A 15,494-nucleotide genomic window follows, 5' to 3' on the forward strand; every position below is an offset into this window, starting at 1 on the left:
AAACCGCGTCGGCGCCCGCAAAACGCCCCAATGCTCAGGAGCGGCCGCCGTCGACCGAAAGCACCTGGCCGCTGATCCAGCCGGCCTGTTCGCTCAGGAAAAACAGCGTGGCATTGGCGATGTCCTCGGGCGTACCGAGGCGTCGGGTGTGGATGCTCTCGACCAGTTTCTTCTGGCCGACTTCGCCATAGCTTTGCCATTGCCGTTCCGTTGCCGGATTGGAACGCACGAAGCCGGGCGCGACGGAGTTCACCGTGATGCCGTGCGGGCCGAGCTCCCAGGCGAGCTGCTTCGTCAGCCCGACCAGCGCGTGCTTGGCGCTGGCATAGGCCTGGATGCCGGTGAGGCTCGGGCGCAACCCCGCACCGGACGAGATGGTGACGATGCGGCCATAACCGGCCTGCTTCATCACCGGTGCTGCGGCCTGCGCCAGGAAGAAGGCGGCATCGACATTGGCGGCGAAAATGGTGCGCCAGTCCGCTTCCGGAATCTCCTCGATCGGCCGGCCGATCTGGCCGCGTACCCCGCCCGCCGCATGGACGAGCAGGTCGAGCGAGTCGTTTCCGGTCGAGATCTTGCCGACGAGATCGCGCGCCGCGTCCGGCGTCGCGAGATCGACGGCATGAAACCTGGCCCCGATCTCGGCTGCGGTTCTTGCGACCCCCTCGGCATCGATATCGGCGAGATGCACCCTAGCCCCGGACCGAGCCAGGGCGGTTGCGATGGCCCGGCCGATGCCCTGGGCAGCGCCTGTGACGAGGGCTACGCGATTGTCGAAGCGGAGTTGCATTGGTCGATCAGCACCTTCAGCGTATCGAAGGAGAGTGGGCGCTCGCCGTCCTCGACCTCGTGGACCAGTCTCACCAGCGTCTCGATCGTCGGGGTCGGAATGCCGGCCTCGCGCCCGAGGCGCGCGATGATGCCGATCTGGGGATCGACCTCGGTCTTGCGCTTGCGCACGGCAAGGTCGCGCCAGATCCCGGAATGCGTCTTGGCCGTCTTCGAGGTGTAGTCGGCGAGCCAGGCGATCGCCGCGATCTGCGGATATTCCGGCCGACCCGGCGCGAAGACCATCGGATCGAACTCGCCGAAGCCGAGCGAGGAGACGCCACGCGCCGCCGCGACCGCGCCGACCTCCCGCCCGAGTTCGAGCCAGACGGCGAGCCGCTTCGGATCGGCGAAATTCGCCGACATCGAATCATCCGTCAGCGCCGTGGCGAACAGCATCGCTCCATAGGCGAGCTTGCCCCACAGATAACCCCAGATATTGCTGGTCAGAACCGAGTCGGGCTCGAAGAGCAGCATCAGCTTGTGCATTTCCAGGGCGCGCGGCGTCATCGCGCCATCGATCTCGCCCACGACGACAGCGCCGCGGTTGCCGTAGAGAATCTCGCCCGGCCCGTGCCAGTCCGCGCCAAAATTGACGAAGCAACCCATGGTCCGGGCCTCGCCGACGTGCCTGGCAATGGCAAGTTCGTTAAGGCCGTTCTGGGCAGAGAGCACGAAACCGTCCTCGGCCAGATGCGGGGCGAGCGCGTCGAGTGCCGTTTGGGTGGCGCCCGCCTTCACCGCGAGCACGATGCGCTTGTAGGTTCCTGTCAGCTCCGCCGGCGTCACCGCGGGCACGACCTGGCGAAACTCCTCGATGGGCCCGCTGATCGTGAGGCCCGTCGCCCGGCAGGCTTCGACATGTTCGGGGACGACATCGACGAGCAGGACAGGAATGCCCGCGCGCGTCCAATAGGCTCCAAGCGTGCCGCCGATCGCGCCCGCGCCCCAGATGACGATCGGCTCAGGCATGCTCACGCAGCCGCCTCGAGCTGGCCGGCGACTTCGACATCGCCATGGGTCGCGACATGGATGAAGCCATCAGGCGTCACCCAGCCACGATACATGCCCGCGGAATTATAGGGCGCGACGATGCTACCATCGGCGCCAATCGCGACCAGGCCAGCCCCGATCCTGTGCTTGGTGAGCTCGGCGATCGCCCGGGCGGTCGCCTCCTCGAGGCTCAGGCCAGCATAGGCCATCAGCGAGGCGATCTCGTGCCCGACGCAGTAGCGGATGAAATATTCGCCCTTGCCCGTACCCGAGACCGCGCAACGCCCGTCGCGCGCATAGGTACCGGCACCGATGATCGGCGAGTCGCCGACACGGCCGGCCGGCTTGTTGGTGTAGCCGCCCGTGGAGGTCGCAGCAGCGAGATGGCCCTGGGCATCCAGCGCGACCGCGCCGACCGTGCCGTGCTTCTCGGCCTCGCTTGCTTCGGACATGGTGCCGACGAGCTCGCGGATCTTCATCGAGGACAGATTCTTGCGGCGCCGTTCGGTCGAGAAATACTCGTTCTCGACCATGTCGAGCCCCTCCGACTCGGCGAAGCTGTCCGCGGCCGTGCCGGCCAGGAAAAGCGGATCGCCGCGGCGCATCAGCACCTTGGCGGCGCCGATCGGGTTCCGGATGCGCTTGACGCCGCAGAGGGCGCCGGCGGCCAGCGTCTCGCCATCCATGATGGAGGCGTCGAGCTCATGCTCGCCATCCGCGTTGAACGCGGCCCCGTGGCCGGCATTGAAATGCGGCGAATTCTCCATCACCAGCACCGCGGCCTCGACCGCATCGACGGCCGAGCCGCCCTTGCTGAGAACGGCCCAGCCGGCCCGGAGCGAGGCGGCGAGATCCGCCTTGGCCTCGGTCCACTCCGTTTCGGTCATCTCGGCCTTGGGCAAAGTGCCACAACCGCCATGAATGGCCAGGGCAATAGGTGAGGTTGTCATGGGTAATCCTGGTGCGTTTCCCTCTCTCCCGCAGTGGGAGAGGTCGAACCGTGTAGTCGGGAAAGGGGAGAGCAGGCGGCGGGGCACATACCCCACCTGCTGGCCCTGCGGCTAGTCTCTCCACGCATGCCCGATACTCGTCCGGCGCGTTTTTATACCGGTTCCTGCATCGTTGCAGGAACCGGGCGACCGAAGCCGAAGCCTCATTTCTTGGTGGGCTTGATGTCCATGGCGAGCGTGTCTTCATCCACGCGGGGCTTGATCACGACCTTGTCCTTCTGCATGGCCCAGGCCGAGCCGACGGCGACGATCGGCAGACGCGGCCGGTCCTGTGCGACGATGGCGTTGGCATCGGAGAGGAACTTGTTGCGCTTCGCCTCATCCATCTCGACCGCCGCATCCTCGATCAGCTTGTCGAGTACGGCGTTCTTGTAGCCCAGCACGTTGAAGGCGCCGAGCTTCTTGGCCGGATCGTTGGAGTGCACCACCGAGGAAAGCGTGTAGTTGGACTCACCGGTCAGCGTGCCCCAGCCGGACATCGACATCGAGAAATCACCGCGCAGGCGGGCCGGGAAGAAGACCGCGCCCGGCTGGGCATTGGCATTCACCTCGATGCCGATCCGCGCCAGCATCTGGGCGATGGACGTGCCGACCTGGCGGTCGCCGGGGAGGCGATCATTGGTGAACGAGAAGGCGACCTTGAAGCCGTTGGCGTAACCGGCCTCTTCCATCAGCTTCTTGGCCTTGGCGAGGTCAGGCTTCAGCGGCGGCAGCGACTTGTTGTAGCCTGCGATATCCGGCGTCACGAGCTGGTTCACCGGCGAGCCGAGACCTTCCATCGCAATCTCCGCCAGGGCCGGGCGATCGATGGCGAGATCGATCGCTTCGCGCACCTTGACGTCCTGGAGCGGGTTCTTCGGCAGGGCCGAGCCATCCTTGGCGCTGACCTGCGGGGACTTGTCCCGCATGTCGAGCTCCATGTTGAAGACGTAGACCGTGTCGACCGTCGTGACCGCGAGCTTGGAGTCGCGTTTCAGGGTCGGCACATCGGATGCCGGCGCACGCACGATGATGTCGACCTGCCCGGCCTTGAGCTGGGCGACGCGGGCCGCGTCGTTCGGCAGCTCCTTGCGCAGCACGCGGGCCCAAGGCTCCTTCTCGCCCCAATAGCCGTCGAAGCGCTCCAGCACGAGTTGGTCCTTCGGCGTCCAGGAGACGAACTTGTAGGGGCCGGTGCCGACCGCGGCCTTGCCGGTATTGAAGGCCTCGTTGGCGTTGTCCTTGGTCAGTCCGGCGGCCGCCTTGTGGGAGACGATGAAGAGGCGGATGAAGTCGTTCGGCAGGTTCGGAGCCGGCCCGTCGGTGACGATATGGACCGTCAGCGGATCGATGATCTTCACCTCCTTGACGCGGCGCACATAGATCGTGGTCGGGTTCGGCCCGGCGACCACGGGGATGCGCTCGATCGAGAATTTCACATCCTCGGCGGTGAAGTCGGAACCGTCATGGAACTTGACGCCAGGGCGCAGCTTGAACTCCCAGACCGCGGGCTCGATCGCCTTCCAGCTCGTCGCGAGCCGCGGCTCGATCTGCAGCTTGTCGCCCGACCAGGTCAGCGTGTCGAAGACATGCTTCAGCGCTTCGGCATGGGTGCCGGTCGCGGTGAAATGCGGATCGATCGATTCCGGGCCGGCGCGAACGCCGATGGTGAGCGTCTGCGCAAGGGCGACCCCGGAGACGGAGGCGCTGAGTGCGGCCGCGAGTGCGAAGATGCGGGCGGTCGTGGCAAGCTTCATGACGAGTTCCCCTGTTTTGTTTCGGTAAGGGCCGATATCTCGGCTCTCCCGCTGGTTTATTGTGTCGCCTCGGCGGTGGCAGTCGGCCCACGCAGCGAGGCGCCGTGGTGTCACTTGATTAGGCGATCCTGACTCGACTGTTGTTCTGAATTGGCGCGGTGCAGCAGTGAAGACCCACCACCATCCCGCAACTCTTTGGAAGAACGCTTCGCCCGACCCGGTCTATGACTGGGGATCGAGATCCGCCGGCCACACCGGAGAGGCAATGACGAGCTTGTCCATCAATTCGCAAAGCTGGCGCTGCTCGGCCTCGGTCAAGGCCGAGAGCATGGCGCTCTGCTGCTTCACCATCAGCGGCATGGTTTCCTCGAAAATGGCGCGTCCTGCTGGTGTCAGGCGCAGCACGAAGCTGCGCAGGTCGTCCCGGTCCGTCTCGCGCTTCAGCAAGCGCCGGGTCAGCAGCTTCTGGATGGCGCGGCTGAGCGTGTTCTTCGGCAAGCCCGACGACGCCACGATGTTCTTTGCAGCCACCCCCTCCTTCAGGCCGACTGCGTAGAGCGCGACGAATTCCGGGCGGACCAGGCCGTAGCGGGTCTCGATCCAGCGATAGACCGGGTCGTTGAAGCGGAAGGCGACGAAGTTCAGCCGGAATGACAGCCAGCAGGGATTGTCCCAGAGCTTGGTGACGGTGAGCGGGTCGAGATCACGCAACGCCGCTTCGCGCTCATGGTCGAGACGCGAAAGTGATGTGGGGGCGCGGCGCATGATGAGCTCCCGTTTAGTTCCAAATGGAACTTGACGACGTTCTGACTGGGAGTCAAGGATGGCGCACTGCCGGAGAAAAGCAAGGAACGGGCCGTGCGTGTCGCCGAGATGAACTGGATGCAGATCGAAGCGCAGGCCCAGCGGGATGACCGCTGCGTGCTGCCACTCGGCTGTGTCGAGCAGCACGCCTATCTGAGCCTCGCCACCGACGCGATTCTGGCAGAGAAAGTGGCAGGCGACGCGGCCGAGCCGCTGAACGTACCCGTCTTTCCGGTGCTGGCCTATGGCATGACGCCAGGTTTCGTCGCCTTCCCCGGCACCGTCTCGCTGCGGATGAGCACCTATGTCGCGCTGATCGAGGATATGCTGGAGGGTTTCTACCGCTCCGGTTTCCGCCGCATCGTGCTGGTCAATGGCCATGGCGGCAACGCACCCGTGATGACCTTCTGCACGGAGTGGATGGGCCGCCGCCCCGATGCCAGCGTCAAGTTGCATGATTGGTGGGCAGGGCCGCGCTTCCAGGCGGCGGTGAAGGCGGTCGACCCCGCCGCCTCGCATGCCTCCTGGATGGAGAACTTCCCCTGGACCCGGCTCGACGGCGTCGCCATGCCGGATGCGGTGAAGCCGCCCTTCGACCGCGCACTCTATCAGGCATCGAACCCGGCGAAGAAGCGCGAGATTCTGGGCGACGGCAATTTCCACGGGCGCTATCAGCGCTCCGACAACGAGATGCTCAGCCTCTGGCAGGTCGGCGTCGAGGAGACACGGGCGGTGATCGCGGAGAACTGGCCGTGACCGCAGGCGCCAGGCGCTTCGTCAGATGCTAGGGCACATCCTCGGGCGCATCGTCCAGGCGCTGCTGGTGATGCTCGTCATGTCGGCGCTGGTTTTCGTCGGCGTCTACGCCATCGGCAACCCGATCGACGTGCTGATCGGGCCCGATGTCAGCCAGGAGATGAGACTCGAGACGATTGCCCGCTACGGGCTCGATCGACCGCTCTGGGAACAGTATTTCACCTTCCTCGGGCGTGTGCTCCACGGCGATTTCGGCCGTTCCTTCGTCTTCGGCATGCCGGTGCTGGAACTGATCCTGTCGCGCCTGCCCGCGACGCTGGAACTGACGCTGGCCGCCGTCTTTGGAGCGGCCCTGATCGGCGTTCCGGCCGGCATCTATGCCGGCTACAAGCCCGACAGCCTGCTCGCCAAGATCATCATGGCGATCTCGATCCTCGGTTTCTCCGTACCGACCTTCTGGATCGGCCTGGTTCTGATCATCACCTTCGCCGTCGAGCTGCAATGGCTGCCTGCCGGCGGCCGCGGCGAGACCGCTTCGCTTTTCGGCGTCGAGTGGAGTTTTCTGACGTTGAACGGGCTCAGCCACCTGCTGCTGCCGGCCCTCAACCTCGCCTTCTTCAAGCTCGCCCTGATGACGCGGCTGGCCCGGGCCGGGACGCGTGAGGTGATGCTGACCGACACGGTGAAATTTGCCCGAGCCGCCGGACTTTCGGAATGGACCGTCCTGCGCCGGCATGTGCTGCGCCTGATCGCGATCCCCATCGTCACCGTCTTCGGGCTCGAATTCGCCTCGACGCTGGCCTTCGCGGTCGTCACCGAGACGATCTTTTCCTGGCCCGGCATCGGCAAGCTGATCATCGACTCCATCACCTCGCTCGACCGACCGGTCATGGTCGCCTATCTGATGCTCGTCGCCTTCGTCTTCATCACCATCAATTTCCTGGTCGATCTGACCTATGTCGCGCTCGATCCGCGCCTGAGAAAGGCGCGCGCGTAATGAAGCAGGCTTCGCCCCTCGCCCGATTCTGGAACGAGTTCCGCGAGAGCAAGGTGGCGCTCGCAGCCCTCATTGTCGTCGTGCTGATGATCGGCGTGGCGCTCCTTGCGCCCTGGATCGCGCCGCAGGATCCCTATGATCTCGCCAATCTCACCCTGTCAGATGCGCGCCGCCCGCCGGGCTATGTCGGCTCCGGCGGCTTCACCCATCTGCTCGGCACCGACGCGCAGGGCCGCGACCTGTTCTCGGCGATCCTCTACGGCCTGCGCATCTCGCTGCAGATGGGGTTGATCGCCGGTTCGCTCGCCTTCACGGTCGGCGTCACGCTCGGCATCACCGCCGCCTATCTCGGTGGCCGCTGGGAAGCGTTCATCATGCGCATCGTCGATCTCCAGCTCGCCTTCCCGGCGATCCTGCTCGCGCTGGTGATTTCGGCCGTGCTCGGCCAGGGCAAATTCCAGCTCATCGCGGCGCTCGCGGCCGCGCAATATGCCTATTTTGCCCGCACGGCCCATGGCGCAGCCGCGGCCGAGCGCGGCAAGGACTATGTCGAGGCCGCCTTCTCGACGCCGCTACCGGCGCGCCGGGTGGTCTGGCGCCATATCCTGCCGAACTGCCTGCCGCCCCTGATCGTGGTCGCGACAGTGCAGGTGGCGAATGCGATTGCGCTCGAAGCGACGCTTTCCTTCCTCGGCGTCGGTCTGCCGGTGACCGAGCCCTCGCTCGGCATGCTGATCTCCAACGGCTTCCAGTACATGATGTCAGGCCGCTATTGGATCTCGATCTATCCCGGCGTCGCGCTGATCATCCTGATCGTCGCCATCAACCTCGTCGGCGACCAGATCCGCGACCAGGTCAACCCGAGGCTCAGGCGATGAGTGGCTCGGCCGAGGCAGTGCCGCTGCTCGAGGTCCGTGACCTCGCGACGCATTTCCACACCCGTGCCGGCGTTGTGAAAGCCGTCGACGGCGTCTCCTTCTCGCTGAAGCGCGGCGAGGTCATGGGCCTCGTCGGCGAATCCGGCTCCGGCAAGAGCATCACGGGTTTCTCGATCATCGGACTGATTGACCCGCCGGGAAAAATCGAGAGCGGCTCGATCCGGCTCGAAGGGCGCGAATTGATCGGATTGCCGTCCCGCGACCTGCGCGCCATTCGCGGCAAGATCATCTCGATGGTCTTCCAGGACCCGCTGATGACGCTGAACCCGGTCCTGACGATCGGCGCCCAGATCCTGCTGGCGTTGGAAGCCCATGAGAAGGTTTCGGCCGAAGAAGGGCGCAGGCGCGCCATCGCGGCGCTTGCCCAGGTCAGGATTCCAGAGCCCGAGGCGAAGGTCGATTTCTACCCGCATCAGTTCTCCGGCGGCATGCGCCAGCGCGTCGCCATCGCCATCGCTCTGCTGCACCGGCCAAAGCTGATCATCTGCGACGAACCGACCACGGCGCTCGATGTCTCGATCCAGGCCGAGATCCTGGCCGAAATGAAGGAATTGGTGGCGGAGCTCGGCACGGCACTGATCTGGATCAGCCATGATCTGGCGACAGTCGCCTCGATCGCCAGCCGCGTCTGCGTGATGCGTCATGGCAGGATCGTCGAGACCGGGCCGGTGCTCGACGTGCTGACCAGGCCCCAGCATCCCTACACCCAGTCCCTGCTCGATTCGCTACCATCCCGCGCCAAGCCGGGCACTTTCCTCGCCCGGGGCGGCGGTGTCCCCGATGCATCGCCGCCGGCACGCACCTCCGGCGCCTCAGCGTCGCGTGGATCGAAGGCGGACGCCTCCTATTTCGTCATTCAGGACGTCAGCAAGCTGTTCCAGACCCCGCCCGGCCTCCTGCGCCTGCTCGGCCAGAAGCTAGGGCTGTCGCAGCCAAGCCGTGGCATCCAGGCCGTCGATTCCGTCAGCCTGACCGTCCCGCGGGGTGAGGCGCTCGGCCTCGTCGGCGAGTCGGGCTCGGGCAAATCGACGCTCGGGCGCATGGCGGCCGGCATCTACGCGCCGAATTCCGGCACGGTGCGGCTGGAGGGCGAGCCGGTGATGGGCGGCGGCGCGCGGCCGCACAAGAACACGACCCGGATCCAGACCATCTTCCAGGACCCGTTCGCTTCGCTCAATCCGCGCATGAGCATCGGCGACAGCATTGCCGAAGGGCCGATCGCCCATGGCATCGTCACTCGGGCGGGGGCGGCCGACTATGTCCGGCAATGGCTCGCCGCCGTGGGGCTCGATCCCGCCTTCGCCAGCCGCTATCCGCATCAATTCTCCGGCGGCCAGCGCCAGCGCGTCGCGATCGCGCGTGCGCTCGCCATGCAGCCAGATGTCGTGGTCTGCGACGAGCCGGTCGCCTCGCTCGACGTCTCGATCCAGGCACAGATCATCAACCTGCTGATGCGGTTGCGAGCCGAGTTGAACCTGACCCTGATCTTCATCTCGCACGACCTCTCGGTGGTGCGCCATCTCTGCGACCGGGTCGCGATCATGTATCGCGGCAAGATCGTCGAAGAGGGGCCAGCGGGTCAGATCTACGACAATCCGCGTCACGACTACACACGCAGGCTCCTGGCCGCCGTGCCGGTCCTGCCGACCGCCCCGCCAGCCTGAAGGACACCTGCCATGACCGAACCTGCTCTCGAACCCTGGCAATGGCCCGAGGAGGTCTGGCGCGGCAAGGTCGAGCGCGTGCGCGCGGGCCGCAACCTGAAGCCGGCCCGATGGAAGAACGGCGCGCGCTGCGCCGTCGCCCTCTCCTTCGATGTCGATCACGAGACGAACGAACTGCGCGATGGCGGCAAATCGGTCGGCCGCCTCTCCTGGGGCCAGTATGGCAACCGCGTCGGCATGCCGCGCATCCTCAGCCTGATGGCGAAGGAACAGATCCAGGCGACCTTCTTCGTGCCGGCGGTCACCGCCCTGCTCTATCCCGACGAGCAACGCCGCGTCATCGCGGAAGGCCACGAGATCGGCCTGCATGGCTGGATCCACGAGGTCAACACCGCCGTGCCGCCTGCGGCCGAGCGCGAGCTGCATCTGCGCTCAGCCGATACGCTGGAGAAGATCACCGGCGTCAGGCCGGTCGGCATGCGCACTCCGTCCTGGGATTTTTCGGAAGTGACCCTGAGCATCGAGCGCGAACTCGGCCTGCTCTACGATTCCTCGCTCTTTGCCGATGACGACCCCTACGAGATCATCGAGAAGGGCGAGCCGACGGGCATAGTCGAGCTCCCGGTCGAATGGATTCGCGACGATGCGGTCTATTTCAACATGAACCGCTTCCAGGCGCTGCGGCCCTATACGGCGCCGGAAGCCGTATTCGACATCTTCCGCCGCGAATTCGACCGCGCTCATGAGGAAGGCGGGCTCTTCCTGCTGACCATGCATCCCCATGTCATCACCTACCGCTCGCGCATCTGGATCCTCGAGGAGCTGATCCGGCATGCCAAGGCGAAGGGCGATTGCTGGTTTGCCAGCCACGCCGAGATTGCGCGCTATGTGAAGGCCGAGGCCGGGCTTTAGCTCGCACAACGCGGCTCGGGCAGGGAGGAACCCTGCCCGATTTCGGCCGTTTTCGGTTCATGGCGGGTTCAGTGCGTAAGCGCGCTGATAGCCCGAGCCACTGAAACGGAAACGGAACTCATGACGCGCACGAAAAACTGGCTTCTGATCGGTACTGTCCTTCCCGGCCTGACCCTGTCGCATGGCGGCTTCGCGGTCGAACCGGCGCAGGCACCGATGAGACTAGCGCAGGCTCCTGTGCCGTCGGACGAAGAGCCCGGACAGCCACGCCGGCCTCGCCCCCCGGGGGCGCCAGCCGCGCCCGGCGAGGCGCGCCCGCCTGGGGCCGAACGCCCGCGGCCCGCTCCCGGAGCGCCCGGGGCGCCGCCGGCGATCCAGCGGCCGGTTGCGCCTCCGGCGCCAAGCGCAGCGCCACCCGCGCAGCCACGCCCACCTGCCGCGCCGCAGCCTGAACCGCGCCGCGAGCCACAGATGCCGCGCGCCGTGCCGCCGGGCGTCGCGCCGGGCGCCGGCGAACCCGGCCGCCCACCAGCCCTGCGGCCGCAACCAGCCCCCCCGCCCTCTGCGCCTGCGCCAACCCCGGCGGTACCGCGCCCGGCTCCGCCAGCCCAGCCCAGCCAGCCCCAGGCCGTGCCGCCGCGCGCCCAGCCGCCCGTCCCGCCCCCCGGGCAGCCGCCAGCAGCCCGTCCAAGTCCCGCACCGCAGGCGCAGCCACCCGCGACCGCACCGTTGACGCCGCCTCCGGGAGGGCGCGCTCCCGGTGCGCCACCCTCCGCCGGTCAGCCTTCGACGCCAGCACCCGGCCAGCCGCCGGTGCAGCGTCCGGCGCCTGCGCCGATTCCAGGCACTGCTCCGCAAGCCCAGCCATTGGTGCCACCTCCGGGCGGTCGAGCGCCCGGCGCGCCGCCAGCCGGCCAACCGCCTGTGACCGCTCCTGGCCAGGCGCCAGCGACGGCTCCCGGCCAACCCCCGGCGGCTCGGCCGGCACCGGCGCCAGTTCCAGGCACTGCTCCGCAAGCTCAGCCGCCTGCCACCCAGCCGCTGGTGCCGCCTCCGGGTGGTCGTGCGCCTGGCCAGGCGCCAGCGACGGCTCCCGGCCAGCCCCCGGCGGCTCGCCCGACACCAGCGCCGGTTCCAGGCACCGCCCCGCAAGCCCAACCGCCCGTGACCCAGCCGCTGGCCCCGCCTCCGGGTGGTCGCGCCCCCGGTGTGCCGCCAGGCGGTCAGCCGCCTTCAGCAACGCCTGGTCAGGCTCCGGCGCCCCTCCCCGCTCAGCAGCCGGCAACAGCCCCGCTCGCCCCGCCCCCCGGCGGTCGCGCGCCCGGCGCAGTTGCTCCGCCGCAGCCAGGCCAGACGCTCGCGCCTCCTCCGGGCGGCCAGCCTCCAGCAGCCGGCCCCGCGCAGCTGCCCCCTCCTGACCGGCAGGGCCGTCGCGGTGGCATCGGCCTCGGTGGCGCGGCTGCGATCGGCCTGGGCGTAGGCGTGCTCGGCGGCATCATGGCGACGCAGGGCGCGACCCGCCTCGATGATGTCCGCGGGCGCCGCGAGGAGCGCCGCGAGGGCGACGTCACGATCATCCGCGAGCCGGGTCGCACCATCATCCGCGACGACGACCGCGCCATCATCCGCCGTGACGAGACCGAACGCTTTCGCGATCTCGGCTGGCAGGGGCGCACCGAACGGCACGGGGACGAGAACGTCACCGTGTTCGAGCGGCCGGACGGCAGCCGCATCATCACCGTGACCGACGAGGACGGCCGCCTGATCCGCCGGACCCGGCGCATGCGCGATGGCGATGAGATCGTGATGATCGACAATACCCGCCGCGATCGCCCGGACATGCGCTTCTCGGACGAGGTCGTCGTGCTGCCGCCACCGCCGCTCCCGATCCCGCGCGAGCGCTATATCGTCGACGCCGAACAGGCCGATGAGCGCCTGATCTATGAGACGATCACCGCCCCGCCGATCGCCGCGATCCCACGCCGCTACACGCTCGACGAGGTCCGCTACTCGCCGGACCTGCGCGCCCGCATGCGAAGCGTCGATATCGACACGGTGACTTTCGAGACCGGGTCCTGGGAGGTCACCCCCAACCAGGCGCAGCGGCTCTCGGTGATTGCCGCCTCGATCAGCCAGGCACTGCAGCGCGCGCCGAACGAGGTCTTCCTGGTCGAGGGCCATACCGACGCCGTCGGCTCGGATGTCGACAACCTCTCGCTCTCGGATCGGCGGGCCCAATCCGTCGCCGAAATCCTGACACGCGATTTCCAGGTGCCGCCGGAGAACCTGACGACGCAGGGCTATGGCGAGCAGTATCTCAAGGTGCAGACGCAGGAGGCCGCCCGCGAGAACCGCCGCGTCACGCTCCGACGCATCACCCCGTTGCTGGCCGGCCAGAACCAGCCGCAGTGAACCGATTGAACCGGCGCGGCGGGCGACCGTCGCGCCGGCCTCCCCGATCAGGGGATTCAGGAATAAGCAAGCTCTCCGGCTTAAGACCTCCCGTAAGGAGAGTTGATGATGAGTGAGACATCCGTCGCGATCGCGCAGAGCTTTGCTGCAAGCCAGGCAGCCTCGACCCGCCAGACCCTGCAGACAGCGATGGTGAAGCAGCAGGCGACGTCCGACCAGGCGCTCGTCGATATGCTGCAGCAGAGCGCCGAGTCCCAGAAGGCTACTCTTGCCACCGGCCAGGGCCAGAACGTCGACATTCTCGCCTGAACCCGGCATTCCGGCGCCGCATGGCCGGGCCGCATCCGGCCGCTTGCCGGTTGCGCTCACGAGCCGCCGGCCTTAACCTCCGCCTCGTTCCGAGGGGTGCTCGCAAGAGCTGAGATGGCGTCCAACGCCGAACCCGTCGAACCTGATCCGGGTCATACCGGCGGAGGGACTGGAACGCGGCGTGCACCACACCTGTACCCGCAGACAGCGACTGGACCGCTTCTAAACCCGGATCTCCTGAACCTTGGACCAAGGAGGAGATCCCATGAACGCCCATACCAAGCCACAGAAGAATACCGTCAAGGCGGCGCCGCAAAGCGTGACGACCGGCCCGATCATCGGCTCGCGCAAGATCTATGTCGCGCCGCCGGACCATCCCGAGATGCGCGTGCCCTTCCGCGAAGTGCAGCTCACCACCGATTCCGAGCCGCCGGTCCGCATCTATGACCCGTCCGGTCCGTTCACCGAGACCGACGTGACGATCGATCTGAATGCAGGCCTGCCGCAGCCGCGCCGGGCCTGGCTCGATACGCGCGGCTTCACGACCGTGCCCGGCCGCGCCGTCACCGCCGCCGATAACGGCCATATTTCGCCCGAACAGCTCGTTCCCGCCTGCCCGGCCGCACGACCGATCCTTGAGGCGAAGGCCGGCCAGATGGCGACACAGTACGAATTCGCACGGGCCGGCATCATCACGCCCGAGATGATCTATGTCGCACACCGCGAGAATCTCGGCCGCGCCGCGATGCTCGAAGGCGCGCGCGAGCGCCATGCCGATGGCGAGAGCTTTGGCGCCTCGGTTCCGGAATTCGTCACCCCTGAGTTCGTGCGCGAGGAAATCGCCCGCGGCCGCGCCATCATCCCGGCCAATATCAACCATCCCGAACTGGAGCCGATGGCGATCGGCCGCAATTTCCTGGTCAAGATCAACGCCAATATCGGCAATTCGGCCGTGACGTCGGGCGCTGCCGAGGAGGTCGAGAAGCTGGTCTGGGCGATCCGCTGGGGCGCCGACACGGTTATGGACCTGTCGACCGGCCGCAACATCCATAACATCCGCTCCTGGATCCTGCGCAACTCGCCGGTTCCGATCGGCACGGTGCCGATCTACCAGGCGCTGGAGAAGGTCGGCGGCGACCCGATCAAACTCGACTGGGAGGTCTTCAAAGATACGCTGATCGAGCAGGCCGAGCAGGGCGTCGACTATTTCACCATCCATGCCGGCGTGCGCCTGCCCTATGTCCCGCTCACTGCGAGCCGCGTCACGGGCATCGTCTCGCGCGGCGGCTCGATCATGGCGCGCTGGTGCCTCGCGCACCACAAGGAGAGCTTTCTCTACGAGCGCTTCGACGAGATTTGCGAGATCATGCGCAAATATGACGTCTCCTTCTCGCTCGGCGATGGCCTGCGTCCGGGCTCGATCGCCGACGCCAATGACCGCGCCCAGTTTGCCGAGCTGGAGACGCTGGGCGAGCTCACCAAGGTCGCCTGGGACAAGGGCTGCCAGGTGATGATCGAGGGCCCCGGCCACGTGCCGATGCACAAGATCAAGGAGAACATGGACAAGCAGCTGCGCGAATGCGGCGAGGCGCCGTTCTACACGCTGGGACCGCTGACCACCGACATCGCGCCGGGTTACGACCACATCACCTCGGGCATCGGCGCGGCGATGATCGGCTGGTTCGGCTGCGCCATGCTCTGCTACGTCACGCCCAAGGAGCATCTCGGTCTTCCCAACCGCGACGACGTCAAGACCGGCGTCATCACCTACCGGATCGCGGCCCATGCCGCCGATCTCGCCAAGGGCCATCCAGCCGCCAAGATCCGCGACGACGCGGTCTCGCGCGCCCGCTTCGACTTCCGCTGGGAGGACCAGTTCAACCTGGCGCTCGATCCCGATACGGCGCGCTCCTTCCATGACGAGACCCTGCCGAAGGACGCCCATAAGGTCGCGCATTTCTGTTCGATGTGCGGGCCGAAATTCTGCTCGATGAAGATCACGCAGGATCTGCGCGCTGAAGTGCTGGCGATGGGTGAGAACGAACGCGCGGCGCTCGAAGGCATGGCGGAGAAATCGCAGGAATTCCTCGCCAAGGGCGGCCAACTCTACCTTCCGGCGGCAGAATGAGTGCGAC

Annotated in this window: 13 protein-coding genes and 1 riboswitch; of the genes, 8 read left to right on the forward strand and 5 right to left on the reverse strand. The window is 66.9% G+C overall.

Going from position 1 to position 15,494, the window contains the following annotated elements:
* Window positions 1–34 precede the first annotated feature (34 nt).
* From BIWAKO_RS07445 to BIWAKO_RS07465, 5 genes are all read right to left on the reverse strand, one after another.
* Window positions 35–790, reverse strand: coding sequence for an SDR family NAD(P)-dependent oxidoreductase (locus BIWAKO_RS07445; protein ID WP_069877997.1), 756 nt, complete (start codon window positions 788–790; stop codon window positions 35–37).
* Window positions 763–1,800: a ketopantoate reductase family protein gene (locus BIWAKO_RS07450; RefSeq protein WP_069882255.1), complete on the reverse strand. Its 1,038-nt coding sequence runs from the start codon at window positions 1,798–1,800 to the stop codon at window positions 763–765. Before BIWAKO_RS07450 ends, BIWAKO_RS07445 begins: the two co-directional genes overlap by 28 nt.
* A gap of 2 nt (window positions 1,801–1,802) precedes the next feature.
* Entirely contained in the window at window positions 1,803–2,771 is a 969-nt protein-coding gene (locus BIWAKO_RS07455; RefSeq protein ID WP_069877999.1) for an isoaspartyl peptidase/L-asparaginase family protein, read from the reverse strand.
* Between the two features lie 203 nt (window positions 2,772–2,974).
* Complete coding sequence (locus BIWAKO_RS07460; protein WP_069878000.1) at window positions 2,975–4,567, reverse strand: ABC transporter substrate-binding protein; 1,593 nt, start codon at window positions 4,565–4,567, stop codon at window positions 2,975–2,977.
* Window positions 4,568–4,789: 222 nt separating this feature from the next.
* On the reverse strand, window positions 4,790–5,332 hold the full coding sequence (locus BIWAKO_RS07465; RefSeq protein ID WP_069878002.1) for a MarR family winged helix-turn-helix transcriptional regulator: 543 nt from the start codon (window positions 5,330–5,332) through the stop codon (window positions 4,790–4,792).
* Window positions 5,333–5,425: 93 nt separating this feature from the next.
* Here BIWAKO_RS07465 and BIWAKO_RS07470 point away from each other — a divergent pair, with 93 nt between their 5' ends.
* The 8 genes from BIWAKO_RS07470 to thiC all read left to right on the forward strand — a co-directional run bounded on the left by BIWAKO_RS07470 (window position 5,426) and on the right by thiC (window position 15,487).
* Window positions 5,426–6,127 carry a creatininase family protein gene (locus tag BIWAKO_RS07470; RefSeq protein ID WP_069878003.1) on the forward strand — a complete coding sequence of 234 codons (702 nt, stop codon included), beginning with the start codon at window positions 5,426–5,428 and terminating at the stop codon, window positions 6,125–6,127.
* Window positions 6,128–6,152: 25 nt separating this feature from the next.
* A complete protein-coding gene (locus BIWAKO_RS07475) occupies window positions 6,153–7,124 on the forward strand; it encodes an ABC transporter permease (protein WP_069878004.1) in 972 nt (323 codons plus the stop codon).
* Window positions 7,124–8,002 (forward strand): ABC transporter permease, encoded by an 879-nt coding sequence (locus tag BIWAKO_RS07480; RefSeq protein ID WP_069878006.1) that lies wholly within the window; start codon window positions 7,124–7,126, stop codon window positions 8,000–8,002. The genes BIWAKO_RS07475 and BIWAKO_RS07480 overlap by 1 nt, the downstream gene beginning before the upstream one ends.
* Entirely contained in the window at window positions 7,999–9,726 is a 1,728-nt protein-coding gene (locus tag BIWAKO_RS07485; RefSeq protein WP_069878008.1) for a dipeptide ABC transporter ATP-binding protein, read from the forward strand. Before BIWAKO_RS07480 ends, BIWAKO_RS07485 begins: the two co-directional genes overlap by 4 nt.
* A gap of 12 nt (window positions 9,727–9,738) precedes the next feature.
* On the forward strand, window positions 9,739–10,638 hold the full coding sequence (locus BIWAKO_RS07490; RefSeq protein ID WP_069878010.1) for a polysaccharide deacetylase family protein: 900 nt from the start codon (window positions 9,739–9,741) through the stop codon (window positions 10,636–10,638).
* Window positions 10,639–12,135: 1,497 nt separating this feature from the next.
* Window positions 12,136–13,050 (forward strand): OmpA family protein, encoded by a 915-nt coding sequence (locus tag BIWAKO_RS36590; RefSeq protein ID WP_141740013.1) that lies wholly within the window; start codon window positions 12,136–12,138, stop codon window positions 13,048–13,050.
* A gap of 108 nt (window positions 13,051–13,158) precedes the next feature.
* On the forward strand, window positions 13,159–13,359 hold the full coding sequence (locus BIWAKO_RS07500) for a hypothetical protein (RefSeq protein WP_069882256.1): 201 nt from the start codon (window positions 13,159–13,161) through the stop codon (window positions 13,357–13,359).
* Between the two features lie 82 nt (window positions 13,360–13,441).
* Window positions 13,442–13,546, forward strand: a riboswitch (TPP riboswitch).
* A 78-nt stretch (window positions 13,547–13,624) separates the two neighbouring features.
* Window positions 13,625–15,487: a phosphomethylpyrimidine synthase ThiC gene (thiC, locus tag BIWAKO_RS07505; RefSeq protein ID WP_069878013.1), complete on the forward strand. Its 1,863-nt coding sequence runs from the start codon at window positions 13,625–13,627 to the stop codon at window positions 15,485–15,487.
* The last annotated feature ends 7 nt before the right edge of the window (window positions 15,488–15,494 follow it).

The organism is Bosea sp. BIWAKO-01, assembly GCF_001748145.1.
Classification (GTDB): domain Bacteria; phylum Pseudomonadota; class Alphaproteobacteria; order Rhizobiales; family Beijerinckiaceae; genus Allobosea.

Bases quoted from the DNA above. Each gene is read 5' to 3' on its own strand.
- BIWAKO_RS07445 (WP_069877997.1), bottom strand. From the start codon at position 790: ATGCAACTCCGCTTCGACAATCGCGTAGCCCTCGTCACAGGCGCTGCC.
- BIWAKO_RS07450 (WP_069882255.1), bottom strand. From the start codon at position 1,800: ATGCCTGAGCCGATCGTCATCTGGGGCGCGGGCGCGATCGGCGGCACG.
- BIWAKO_RS07455 (WP_069877999.1), bottom strand. From the start codon at position 2,771: ATGACAACCTCACCTATTGCCCTGGCCATTCATGGCGGTTGTGGCACT.
- BIWAKO_RS07460 (WP_069878000.1), bottom strand. From the start codon at position 4,567: ATGAAGCTTGCCACGACCGCCCGCATCTTCGCACTCGCGGCCGCACTC.
- BIWAKO_RS07465 (WP_069878002.1), bottom strand. From the start codon at position 5,332: ATGCGCCGCGCCCCCACATCACTTTCGCGTCTCGACCATGAGCGCGAA.
- BIWAKO_RS07475 (WP_069878004.1), top strand. From the start codon at position 6,153: ATGCTAGGGCACATCCTCGGGCGCATCGTCCAGGCGCTGCTGGTGATG.
- BIWAKO_RS07480 (WP_069878006.1), top strand. From the start codon at position 7,124: ATGAAGCAGGCTTCGCCCCTCGCCCGATTCTGGAACGAGTTCCGCGAG.
- BIWAKO_RS07485 (WP_069878008.1), top strand. From the start codon at position 7,999: ATGAGTGGCTCGGCCGAGGCAGTGCCGCTGCTCGAGGTCCGTGACCTC.
- BIWAKO_RS07490 (WP_069878010.1), top strand. From the start codon at position 9,739: ATGACCGAACCTGCTCTCGAACCCTGGCAATGGCCCGAGGAGGTCTGG.
- BIWAKO_RS36590 (WP_141740013.1), top strand. From the start codon at position 12,136: ATGGCGACGCAGGGCGCGACCCGCCTCGATGATGTCCGCGGGCGCCGC.
- BIWAKO_RS07500 (WP_069882256.1), top strand. From the start codon at position 13,159: ATGAGTGAGACATCCGTCGCGATCGCGCAGAGCTTTGCTGCAAGCCAG.
- thiC (WP_069878013.1), top strand. From the start codon at position 13,625: ATGAACGCCCATACCAAGCCACAGAAGAATACCGTCAAGGCGGCGCCG.